The following is an 11,359-nucleotide window of genomic DNA, read 5'->3' as shown; positions in this document are numbered from 1 at the left end:
ACCTCACCCTGGTCCGCGGCGACCTGCGCGCGGCCGCCGACGCCATCCGGCTCTCCCGCCGCACCCTCGCCACCATCCGGGGCAACCTCTTCTGGGCGTTCGGCTACAACGTCGCCGCCCTGCCGCTGGCCGCAGCCGGAATGCTCAACCCGATGATCGCCGGCGCCGCCATGGCCTTCTCCTCGGTCTTCGTGGTGGGCAACAGCCTCCGGCTCCGCCGCTTCCGCTGACCTCCGCCCCCGGGCCGCCGACCGGAAACCCCGGAACCGTCCAGCGGTTCCGGGGCCTCGGCGCGTCCGGCCCCCCGGCTGTGCCGGGGCGCCCTGCGCCCGCCGGACAGGGCCTGCGCCGCCCCGGGCCACGCCGGTTCGCCGTCACGGCCCCCCGGGCAGCTCCACCGCCTGCCAGCGGTACGCCGCGTCCTCCTGCCACACCTGCAACTCGCCCTCCACCACCGCCGCCAGGCACAGCCGCCAGTCGTCCCCGACGGCCAGCGCGACCCGGGTGGCCGGGCGCAGGGTGGGCCGCCACCAGCGCGGCCGCCGCGACGCGCCACCGGCCGGCAGCCGCAACCGGACCCCGCCCGCGCCGGCCAGGGCGATGGTCGGCCCGCCGCGGTGGCCGGCCATGGCGATGCCGAGGGCGGGCTCCCCGTCGCCGATCTCCGTGCCCGGCCCGGGGGCGTCGAGGGCGTGCAGCTGCACCGAGCCGTCCGCCCGCAGGGTGGCGGCCTGCGGTCCGGCGGAGGTACGGGCCAGCGCGCCGGCGCGCAGGGCTCCGGGCGGCCCGAGCGGAACGGGCGGCCGGGTCATGCCCGGCCGCCAGCCGAGCACGCGCTCGCGGTGTTCGACCAGGACCAGCCAGGCGCCGGGGCGTTCCTCCTCGGCCGCGAGCACCCGGTCGGCGGGGCAGCCGGTGTGCTCCTGGCCGGTGAGGGTAAGTCCGGGTGCCCAGCGGTAGGACCGCAGGGTGCCGCCGGCCGCCGTCCAGACCGTCAGCTCCCCGGCTGCGTTGACGGCCCCGGCCAGTCCGGCGACCCCGCGCGCCGCCTCCCACCAGCCGGTCGCGGTGCCGACCCAGAGCGTGCCGGCCCGGTCCTCGGCGCAGACCGTCAGCTCACCCTGGCGACCGGCCCAGCCGGCCGTCACCTCCCGTACGGCCGCCGGGCCCTGGCCGGCCGGGAGCCGGTGACCGGTGGGGCCGGGGCCGGCCAGCGCGATGCCGTCGGCACCGCCGGTGACCGCCAGCGGCCGGCCGGCCCGGTCGGGCAGCACGGCCAGACCCGCGGTGCGGGCCACCGGCGGGTGGGCGCGCAGGAGTTCGCGGCCGCGGGCCGCCCACGGGCCGAGCGGGGAGGGGCGGCGGTCGGGGTCGCGGGCCAGCGGTTCGCAGGCCCACCGGGCCAACTCCTCGCCGTAGCCGGCCGCGAGCAGCTCGGCGCGGGCCTGCTCGGCGGCGAGCCGGTGGTCGAGCCGGCCGTGGTCGGGCAGCAGCAGGGTGCGGGCCAGGGTGCCGACCGCGAACAGGTCCTTGGCGGTGGTGGGGAAGCCGCCGACCTGCTCCGCCTCCGGCGGGACGTGCCCGGGGGTGAAGACCGCGACGGTCAGGGTGTGGTCGAGCGGGGCGAGGAAGGTCAGGTCGATCAGCTTGACCTGGCCCTGGGCGTCGACCAGCACGTTGGCGGGGGAGATGTCGCGGTGCACCCAGCGCTTGCGGTGCAGCTCGTCGACGATCCGGCACAGCCGCGTCAGCACCTCGGCCACCGCCGTCTGCCCGCCGCGCTGGCTCCGGGCCCAGGTGTGCAGCGGTACGCCGTCGACCCAGGGCGAGATCTGGTAGCCCAGCAGGCCGCCGGAGGGCACCGTGCCGGGCCGGTGCGGGGAGGGGCCGAGCAGGAAGCTGGGGACCACCAGGTCGGTGACGCCGAGCCGGTGGGCGTTGTGCGACACGTCGTCCCAGCGGCCCAGCCAGCGGCGCACCTCGGACGGGTCGCGCTCCAGCATGATCTTGGCGGCGACCAGCTCCTTGATCCCGTTGTGGCCGGTGCGCACGGCCCGCCACACCTCGGCCTCCCCACCGCGGTGGTGGAACTCCAGTAGTTCGTACTGCTCGGGGTCGAACTCGGGCCCGAAGCGGAGCCCGGGCACCCAACGAGACTCGGACACACGACCCCCGACGCTTGTCACCGCTGCTGATGCTGCCGATGCGCTGCCCAGGATAGTCCGGGTTCCTGTTCGTCCACCCTGAGGAGGGCCTATTCTGATGGGCGCCGGGAGCAACATCACGAAACAACGTCAAATCATGATCGTACGGGGGTTGTTGATCATGAGTCGGCGTCTGTCGGACAACAGGGGGACGGTGCATGCTGCTGACCGCGGTGCTACTGGTCGTGGTGGCACTGGCCGCAGTGGCGGCCGTCGTACTCGGGCGCAGGCGAACGGCCCTGGACGCCGCGGGCGTCGCCAAGGCCCTCGCCGCCGCCGCGGAGAAGCTCGCCGCCGGCAAGGCCCCCCAGGCCCGCCGCCACTACGCCCGACTGGCCCGCCGACTCGCCACCGGGCCCGAGGAACTCCGCCCCCAGCGCGGCCTCGCCCTGCTCGGACAGGCCGAGGCCACCATCCCCACCGGCGACCAGCAGGCCACCGTCGCCCTCCACCGCGAAGCCTTCCCGCTGCTCACCGATCCGGCCCGGCAACTGCCCCGGTGGAGCCTGCGCCGCCTCGCCGACGAACGGATGCTGGCCCCCGACGGCGACCTCGGCCCGCTGCTCGCCTTCCTCCGGGCCACCGCCGCCGGAGCCGAGCCGGGCGAGGAGGCCGAAGCCGCCGCCCGCGCCCAGCACTGGCTGCAACAGCTGTGCCGGGAGGGCACCACCGCACAGCGCGACGACGCCACCGCCCGCGCCCTCGCCGCCCTGCCCGGCCGGGACTGGCCGGTGCTCGCCCGGGCCGCCCTGCTGCGCGCCACCGGCCGCACCGCCGAGACCGAGCCCCTGCTCGCCGCGGCCGCGCCCGGCGGCAGCGGCGAACTCTGGTTCCGCCGGGGCGCCCAGCTGTTCACCGAGCACCGCGACGAAGCCGCCGTCGCCGCCTTCGACGAAGCACTGAACCGCGGCCCCGGCGAGCCCTCGCCCTGGGGACGCGGACCGGCGCTGCGCACCGACAGCCTGCTGTTCCGCGGACTCGCCCGCCAACGGCTCGGCGCCACCGACGCCGCCTGGGCCGACCTGGCGGCCGCCGCCGAGGAGGCCCCGGCGGACCCGCGCCCGCGCTACGCCCTCGGCCGGCTCGCCCTGCTGCTCGGCGCCGACGACCGGGCCCAGGAGCAGTTCACCGCCGCCCTGACCGTCCAACCCTCCTTCGCCCCGGCCAGGTTCGGCCTCGCCCTCGTCCACGAACGGGCCGAGCGCCCGGCCGAGGCCGCCGCCGACTACCGGGCCGGCCTCGACCAGGCCCCCGACTGGCGCCCCGCCCGGGTGCGACTCGGCGCCGCCCTGACCGCCGCCGGCCGCCCCGCCGAGGCCGCGCCCGTCCTGCGTGCCGAAGCCGACACCGAACCCGACTCCCGCTGGAGCCGGATCGCCGCCTTCCACCACGGCCTCGCCCTCGCCCGCACCGGCGACCAGGCCGGCGCCCTCGCCCGCTGGGAGGCGCTCGACGATCCCGAACTCCACGCCCGCCAAGCCATGGCCCGCGACCGGCTCGCCCGCACCCGACTCGCCGCCGACCCGGCCGCCGCCCGCGAACTGTGGCAGCAGGCCGCGGCCGAGCACCCCGCCGCCCCCGGCTACCGGGCCGCGCTGCGCGAGGCCGCCCTGCGCGAGGCCGCCCACCTGCTCGCCACCGGCCGGGACCGGCCCGAGACGCGCGGGCGCGCCGCCGCCGCCCTCGCCCTGGCCGACACCCTGCCCGGCGCCCTCACCCACCGGCAGTCCCGGCTGCGGGCGGCCCTCGCCCTGGCCGACGGCGTCCCCGAGCAGGTCACCGCCCTGCTCGACGCCACCGCCGGGCAGCGCGACCGCTACCACCTCGCGGCGGCGGCCCTGCTCGCGGGCCGTCCCGTCCAGACCATCGCGCTGCTCGGGCCGCTCGACCCCGACCCGACCGGGGACCCGGCCCTCGCCCGGCTGCGCGCCCTGCTCGCCGAACGGGCCGGCAACTGGGCCACCGCGCTGGACTGGTACCGCCACTTCCTGGCCTCGCCCGGCGCCCCCCGCTCCCAGGCCGAACCCCTCGGCGACTGCGCCGTCTGCGACCGCCCCGCCACCGGCGGCTGCGGCGGCTGCGGCCGCGAGGCCTGCTCCGACCACCTGCACGCCCCCGCCGGGGGCGCCCCGGCGCGCTGTGTCCGCTGCTCCGGGCCCGCCCTGCGGGCCGTCCTGGACTGCGCCCGCCGGGCCGGCACCCCCGAACAGGCCGAACCCGTCCTCGCCGCCTGGGCCGAGGCCCTCGGCGACAGCGCCGCCGCCGCGCCGCTGCGACTCGACCTCGCCCTGCTGCGCGCCGAACTCGGCCGCCTCGACGAGGCGTTGGCCGAGCTCCCGGAGGACGCCGACGCCGCCCGGGCCGCCGTCCTGGTCCGCCGGGCCGGCGCCGCCCTCGCCGCCGAACAGCCCGGACGGGCCGCCGCTGACCTGCGCCAGGCCCTCGCCCTCGCACCCGGCCACCCCCAGGCGGCCGGCGCACTGGTCCTGCTCGGCGAGCACGAGGCCCACCAGCACGCCCTCGAGGGCCGCCACCGCGAGGCCTACCGGGCCTACCGCGCGCTGCTGCTCAAGGACCCGGCCCATCCCCGGCTGCTGCACGCGCTCGGGCTCTCCGGCTACCGGCTCGCCGCCGGGGGCCCCGCCGCCGAGGCCCCTGCCGTCGGGGAGCCTGCCACCGGCACCGAGGAGGCCGCCGGGGAAGCCGACGAGCAGGTCTGGGCCTGGACGCTCGGCTGCCTGGTCGCCGCCCTCCACCAGGACGAACTGTGGGCCGAGTCCGCCCGGATCACCGGCCGCCCGGTCGAGCCGAAGCGGAGGGCCACCGCCCGCACCGCCCTCACCGACCGCCTCCGCGAGGACCTCCGCGCCCTCGACCGGGCCGCCGGACGCACCGGCGACGAGGCCACCGCCTGGACGCTGCGCCTGGGCATGGAGGCCCACGCCGCCGACGCCTTCGCCCAGGAGGACGTCCGGATCACCCTGCCCGGCCGCCCCGCCCGCCGCCTCGCCGTCGGCCCCACCCTCGACCGGCTGCTCCGCGCCCAGCCCGAACTCGCCGCCTGGGCACCGGCGTTCGAGCAGGCCGTACGGGCCTGGAAGCGTCCCGCCGGGCTCGGTGCGCCCGCCCTCACCCGCGCCCTCGGCCTGTTCGGCGAGCTCGGCCCGCAGCGCTACCTGAACCTCCAGGGCCGCCAGGCCGCCGCCGTCGCCGCCCTGGACGCGGTGCCCGAGAACCAGCGCGGCGAGGCCTGGCAGGCGCTGCTCGGCGAGGCCCTGATCAGCCAGGCCCGCGAACACCACCGCCTCCAGGACTGGCGCGAGGCCCTGGACTGCCTCACCCGCGCCCGGATCGTCCCCGGCGTCGAACTGCCCGCCGACGCGGCCAGGATCGCCGCCGAGTCCGGCGTCCGGGCCGCCCGCGCCCTGCTCAAGAGCAGCGACGACGACCAGGCCGGGGCCGCCGCGCTGCTGGAGAAGGCCTTCGCGCTGGCCCCGGACGACCGCGAGGTGCGCGGCGACCTCGGCGCGACGTACGCCCAGTGGGCCCGCAAGATCAACAACGAGGAGAAGGACTACCCGCGCGCCATCGACCTGCTACAGCGCAGCCTCGACCTCGTCCCCGGCGACCCGACCGCCCGGCACTTCCTGAAGGCCGCCCTCGGCAACCGGGCCGGTGAACTCAGCCGCCCCGACGCCCCGGTCGCGGACCTGGAGGAGGCCGCCGGGATGTGGCGGCTGCTGATCGACCTCAGCGACGACCCGGATAACCGGCACGGCCTCGCCTTCGTGCACCGCCAGCTGGCCCGCGCCGCCGCCTTCGCCGACGACCGGGCGGGCGCCGTCGCCCACATGGCCGAGGCGCTGCGCGCCGACCCCGACTGGGACGGCGACGTCACGGCCGAGGCCCCGCGCCGGGTCGCCGTGCTGCTCGCCAACCACGTCCTGGACAACATGGCCGACAGCCCGTTCACCGCCCAGGCCGCGATGCTGCAGAAGGCCAAGTCCTACGACGACTCGGCCGACATCCGCCGGCTGATGGTCAGCGTCTGGCGCGGCGAGGCGATCGGCCACTACGACGGGCGCCGCTACACCGAGGCGATCCGCCTGCTGGAGGAGGCGCTCGCGCTCTCCCGCACCCCGGAGGACACCGCAAAGCTGCACACCGAACTCGGCATCGTCTACAGCTCCTACGCCGTCGCCCGGGCCAACGCCCGCCAGTACCGGGACGCCCGCCACCTGGTCCGCCAGGCCGTCGAGCACAATCCGGGCGATCCGGAGCTGCGCTCCCTCCAGGTGCGCATCAACATGCTCCGCTGATCGGCAACCGGGGGGCGGCCGGCGTCGTCGTAGACCGTACGCCGGGCCGTCCGCGCTCGGTCGTCCGCGCTCGGCCGTGCCGGCCGTGCGCGCCGGACGGCCCGCGCCCTACGGTCCGCCGCGTGCGCGGAGCCGAGGGGACGGAGCCGGTGCGCGGAGCCGAGCGCCGCGGAGAGTGGGGCGAGCCGTGACCGCAGAGCCGTGAGTGAACCCGCCGTGACCGACCAGCCGTGACCGACCAGCCGTGAGGAGAGGGGCCGCCCGCCATGCCACTGCACGAACCGTCGCCGTACGAGGTCCTGGGCATCCCGCTCACGGCCGGGGTGCGCGAGATCAACCTCTCGGTCGGAAAGGCGCTCAAGGCGGGCCGGTTCACCCGCCAGCAGATCCAGGACGCCGCCGCGCTGCTGCGCAACCCGGACCGGCGACTGGAGGTGGACCTCCAGCAGCCGCTTCCGCCGGAGCCCGTCGACCAGGCCGCCGACCTGCTCGCGCCCGCGCTCGCCGAGCCGCTGCTGGTGATCGAGCGCCCGCCGCTGCCGCCCGCCCCGGCCCTTCTCGCCCTGCACCGCGCCGAGTTGGCCGCCGACTTCGCCGAGCCCCCGCCCGGCGGAGCCGACCCCGAACCGCCCGTCCCCGTCCGCTACGCGGCCGACCTGTCCGTGCTGCCGCAGATCGAGGTACCCGAATGACCGACGCACCGACCGCATCCCTGCTCGACGGCCACCAGCGACTGGAGGTCCCGCCGGGCGTCGAATCCGTCGACCTGGACGGCAAGTTCAGCCAACTCCTCTTCCGGGCATCCCTGTTGGGGAGCAAGCTGACGGAGCAGAAGCAGGCCGCCCGGGCCGAGCAGCGCGAACTGCTGGGCGTGCTGGTCGAGGTGGACGACGCGCTCGCCGCGCTCGGCCTGGACCGCGAGCTGGTCGCGCTCGGCCGGGGTGCGGGCATCGAGGCGACCCGCCGGCGACTGCTCGGCCGGCTCGCCAAGGCGGGGGTGCGGCCGATGCGGCTGGAGGGCCTGGCGGCGGATCCGGCGCTGACCGAAATCGTCGGCACCGAGGTGCGGCCCGGGGTCGCGCCGGAGACGGTGGTGCAGACGGTGGTGACCGGCTTCTTCTGGGAGCAGGAGGTGCTGCGGCGGGCCCAGGTGGTGGTCGCCGCTCCGGAGTCGGCGCTGCCGGCGGTGGAGGACCCCCGGCTCACCGCGCCGGGGCCGGAGCAGCCCGAGCTGGAGACGCCGTCGAACGTGCGCCCGTCGTCGACCGCGGTCCCGTCGAGCGGGGCGCCGTCTGCCGAGGGCCTGTCGGGCGAAGCACCGTCGGGCGGGGCGTCGTCGGGCGAAACGCCGCCGGGCGGGGCGCCGTCGAGTCAAACAACCTCGGACGAGGGGCCGTTGACCGAGGCACCGCCGAACGGGACGCCGGCGGGCGGGGAGGCCGCCGCCCGGCCGGTGCCGCCCCGGGTCCGTCGGCAGGCCAAGGCCGCGGGCAGGCAGGGCAAGCGCGGCAAGCACAAGAAGTAGCCAGGACCACGAGGGGCAAGAGGGGAACGACATGTACCGCACACTCGGCATCGACCTGGGCACCACCAACTCGGTGGTCGCCCACCTGCGCCGGGGCGAGCCGGAGATCATCTTCAACCGGCAGAACCAGGAGGCCACGCCCTCCGTGGTCGGCAGCGGCCGCAAGGGCGAGCTGCTGGTGGGCTCCACCGCACGCAGCCGCACCGCCATCGACGGCGCCAACGTGATCCGCTCGGTGAAGCGCTTCATGGGCCGCAAGTTCAAGGACCCGCAGGTGCAGGTGGCCCTCAAGGAGGTCGACTACAAGGTCACCGCCGGCACCGACGGAGACGTCAACGTCTGGTTCAACGGCCGCTCCTACACCCCGATCGAGATCTCCGCGATCATCCTGCACCGGCTCAAGGAGGACGCCGAGCAGCGCCTCGGCGAGCCGTTCCACCGGGCCGTCATCACCGTTCCCGCGTACTTCGGCGAGCGGCAGGTCGCGGCCACCCAGGAGGCGGGCCGGATGGCCGGCCTGCACGTGCTGCGGATCATCAACGAGCCGACCGCCGCTGCGCTCGCGTACGGCCTGGCCGGGGACGCGAGCGAGGAGGGCCGGACCGTCCTGGTCTACGACCTCGGCGGCGGCACCTTCGACATCTCCATCCTGCTGCTGGTGCCCGGCTCGGTCTCGGTGCTCGGTATCGAGGGCGACAACCTGCTGGGCGGTGACGACTTCGACCGCGCGATCGCCACCGCGCTGCTGGAGGACATCCGCGAGGAGTACGGGTCGGACTACCAGCCCGACCTGCGCGACCGCCCGAAGATCGCCTCCACCGCCGAGACCGTCAAGATCGAGCTGTCCAACCAGCAGTCCTCCGAGGTCATCCTGCCGGGCCTGGGCGCCGGACAGCTGGTGCTGGAGACGGAGTTCGAGCGCAGCCGCTTCGAGGAGCTGATCGAGGCCCAGATCGAGCGGACCATCGAGCTCACCCACAAGGCCATCATGCAGGCCAACCTGACCGTCGGGGACATCGACGAGGTGGTGCTGGTCGGCGGCTCGACGTCGATCCCGCTGGTCGCCCGGCGGCTCGGCGAGGTCTTCGGCAACCACCGGATCAAGCGCGGCGTCAACCCGATGCAGTGCGTGGCACTCGGCGCGGCCGTGCAGTCCGCGCTGGTCGGCGAGGTGGAGTGCCCCGAGTGCCGTGCCCCCGGGGACCTCTCCGCCTCCAACTGCGCCAACTGCGCCACCTCCCTGCTCGGTGGCGACCGGGTGTCCTGCCCGACCTGCCACATCCCGGTGGACACCGCGGCTGCCGAGTGCCCCAAGTGCGGTCACGACATGGCAGGTTCGGCCACACCGGGCGCGACCGTGCCGAAGCAGGCGCAGTCCGTCACCGTGGTGCGCAGCGACAACTGCCCGCGCTGCGGCACCCCGGCCGCCCCCGGCGTCACCGCCTGCGAACTGTGCGGCGAGGCGCTCAACTCGGCGGCCCCCGGGCAGACCAGGGTGGCCTCCACCGCCGCCGAGGACGTCGGCCTGCGCTGCGCCGCCTGCGGGACGGTCAGCCCGCCCGGCAGCGAAGCCTGCACCGGCTGCGGCGAGTTGATGCAGGTCACCAACCCCTTCGACATCACCCCGAAGAACCTCGGCATCGAGCTGAACGACGGCCGGCTCGCCGTCATCATCCCCAAGAACACCAGCTACCCGACCAGTTCGCCGGTCAGCCGGGAGTTCGTGGTCTCCGGCAGCGGCCGCCAGCGGCTGGAGGTGGCGGTCTACGAGGGCGAGCACGAGATCGCCCAGCAGAACGAGCTCATCGGCCACCTCACCCTGCGGCTGCCCGAGGGGCTCGGCGGTCGTACGCCGGTGGAGGTCTCCTTCGGCCTCGACCGGGACCGCACGATCACGCTGTCGGTGCGGATCCAGGGCGGCGGGGAGAAGACCGTCAAGCTGGAGCGGGTCACCCTCGACCCCGAGCTGAAGGTGCAGGTCGAGGAGCAGCAGCGGCAGATCGAGTCCTTCACGGACCGCTGGGGCGGCGAGCTCACCGAGGCGGAGATGCGCGAGGCGCAGCGGCTGATGGACGCCCTGGACGACCTGGCGGCCGGGCAGACCCGCGGCCAGTCGGTGGACGAGGCCCTGGAGCGCGCGCAGCGCCAGCTGAAGGCCCAGCGCTGGGTGCGCGGCTCGGAGGCCTACCTGAGCCTGTTCATCCACTACTGCGAGAAGCACCTGGACCCGAGCGACCTGGACCGGCTGCGCTCGGTGGCCGCCGAACTGCGGCTGCGCCGGGAGGCGGCGGACTGGGAGGGCGCGATGCGGGCGGCCCAGAAGGCGGACGAGCTGTGCGACTCGCTCGGGCACACCTTCCGGATGCTCACCATGTGCAACGTCTACGTCAACCAGAGCATGGTCTCGTCGGCGCTGGCCCAGCGGATCATGGCGGAGCTGCGCGGGCTGGACGAGGCGGTGGAGGCCCCCAACATGGAGGCGGTCAACACCCACATGTCGAACCTGCTGGCCCTCTACGCGCAGGCGCAACGGGAGCTCGGCAGCGAGCCGGCCGCCGAGTCGCTCGGCCCGGTCCGCCCGGAGGAGGCCGGTCCGCGATGAGCACCGTGACCCCCCTGGACGTGCTGTGCCCGCTGTGCAAGGTACCGGCGGACCGGCAGGCGCTGGGCTGCCCGTCCTGCCGGGAGGACCTGTCCGCGCTGTTCCGCCTGCGTTACGCCGGTCGGATCGACTACAACCGGGCGCTGGACGCCCTGGCGGCCGGGGACGGGGCGCTCGCACTCGGGCTGCTGCACCGCGCGGTGGCGGCCGAGCCCGGTCTTGAACCGGCCCGGGAGCTGCTGGAATCACTGACCGTGAGCGGATCCGCCAGGTCCGCCGCGGACCGGGAACAGCGCGACACGCCCTCTGAGTGACCAATTCGGACGCTCCCGGACTGCCGTCGAGTTCCATCGGTGCGAGTGTGATCGTCACACCGACTGTTCGCCACCCTCACAAGGAGTGACGCAATGCGTATTCGCACCACCCTCGCCGCCACCGCGCTCGCCGCAGTGACGGTCCTCGCCGGTGCCGGGACCGCCGCGGCCGGCGACGCCACCGCCAACGGCATCGCCGCCAACTCGCCGGGCATCCTGTCCGGCAACCTGATCCAGGTCCCGATCAACCTCGAGGCCAACGTCTGCGGCAACTCGATCGACGTGATCGGGCTCCTCAACCCGGCGTTCGGCAACATCTGCATCAACGGGTGACAGCAGCACCGGGGCCGTCCGCCGCAGTCGGCGGACGGCCCCCGTGCCGTGTCCGCACCCCC

At 75.7% G+C, this 11,359-nt stretch carries 7 protein-coding genes and 1 pseudogene; 7 read left to right on the top strand and 1 reads right to left on the bottom strand.

Annotation, left to right across the window (positions count from 1 at the left end):
- Nucleotides 1-230 (top strand): annotated as a pseudogene (locus ABT247_RS26790) (heavy metal translocating P-type ATPase); the annotation flags it as partial.
- 144 nt (nucleotides 231-374) lie between these two features.
- Here ABT247_RS26790 and ABT247_RS26785 read toward each other — a convergent pair.
- Entirely contained in the window at nucleotides 375-2,147 is a 1,773-nt protein-coding gene (locus ABT247_RS26785; protein WP_350747019.1) for a serine/threonine protein kinase, read from the bottom strand.
- A 215-nt stretch (nucleotides 2,148-2,362) separates the two neighbouring features.
- On the opposite strand from ABT247_RS26785, the gene ABT247_RS26780 reads away from it, so the two are divergent.
- The 6 genes from ABT247_RS26780 (at nucleotide 2,363) to ABT247_RS26755 (ending at nucleotide 11,297) form a co-directional block, all read left to right on the top strand.
- The gene (locus ABT247_RS26780) at nucleotides 2,363-6,523 is read left to right on the top strand and encodes a hypothetical protein (RefSeq protein ID WP_350747016.1); all 4,161 of its coding nucleotides are present in this window, start codon (nucleotides 2,363-2,365) and stop codon (nucleotides 6,521-6,523) included.
- Between the two features lie 266 nt (nucleotides 6,524-6,789).
- Nucleotides 6,790-7,215, top strand: a complete 426-nt coding sequence (locus tag ABT247_RS26775) for a hypothetical protein (protein WP_350747013.1) — start codon at nucleotides 6,790-6,792, stop codon at nucleotides 7,213-7,215.
- Nucleotides 7,212-8,048, top strand: coding sequence for a nucleotide exchange factor GrpE (locus ABT247_RS26770; protein ID WP_350747011.1), 837 nt, complete (start codon nucleotides 7,212-7,214; stop codon nucleotides 8,046-8,048). The genes ABT247_RS26775 and ABT247_RS26770 overlap by 4 nt, the downstream gene beginning before the upstream one ends.
- A 31-nt stretch (nucleotides 8,049-8,079) precedes the next feature.
- Nucleotides 8,080-10,650, top strand: coding sequence for an Hsp70 family protein (locus ABT247_RS26765; protein ID WP_350747009.1), 2,571 nt, complete (start codon nucleotides 8,080-8,082; stop codon nucleotides 10,648-10,650).
- A complete protein-coding gene (locus ABT247_RS26760; RefSeq protein WP_350747007.1) occupies nucleotides 10,647-10,964 on the top strand; it encodes a hypothetical protein in 318 nt (105 codons plus the stop codon). The genes ABT247_RS26765 and ABT247_RS26760 overlap by 4 nt, the downstream gene beginning before the upstream one ends.
- A 93-nt stretch (nucleotides 10,965-11,057) precedes the next feature.
- Nucleotides 11,058-11,297 carry a chaplin gene (locus ABT247_RS26755; RefSeq protein WP_350747004.1) on the top strand — a complete coding sequence of 80 codons (240 nt, stop codon included), beginning with the start codon at nucleotides 11,058-11,060 and terminating at the stop codon, nucleotides 11,295-11,297.
- The last annotated feature ends 62 nt before the right edge of the window (nucleotides 11,298-11,359 follow it).

The organism is Kitasatospora sp. NPDC001539, from assembly GCF_040298565.1.
In the GTDB taxonomy this organism is placed as follows: domain Bacteria; phylum Actinomycetota; class Actinomycetes; order Streptomycetales; family Streptomycetaceae; genus Kitasatospora.
Note: the sequence above shows the minus strand (reverse complement) of the source record. Positions and strands in the feature narration are given on the sequence as shown.

Coding starts and splice junctions, on each gene's coding strand:
- ABT247_RS26780 (WP_350747016.1), top strand. CDS start 2,363: ATGCTGCTGACCGCGGTGCTACTGGTCGTGGTGGCACTGGCCGCAGTG.
- ABT247_RS26775 (WP_350747013.1), top strand. CDS start 6,790: ATGCCACTGCACGAACCGTCGCCGTACGAGGTCCTGGGCATCCCGCTC.
- ABT247_RS26770 (WP_350747011.1), top strand. CDS start 7,212: ATGACCGACGCACCGACCGCATCCCTGCTCGACGGCCACCAGCGACTG.
- ABT247_RS26765 (WP_350747009.1), top strand. CDS start 8,080: ATGTACCGCACACTCGGCATCGACCTGGGCACCACCAACTCGGTGGTC.
- ABT247_RS26760 (WP_350747007.1), top strand. CDS start 10,647: ATGAGCACCGTGACCCCCCTGGACGTGCTGTGCCCGCTGTGCAAGGTA.
- ABT247_RS26755 (WP_350747004.1), top strand. CDS start 11,058: ATGCGTATTCGCACCACCCTCGCCGCCACCGCGCTCGCCGCAGTGACG.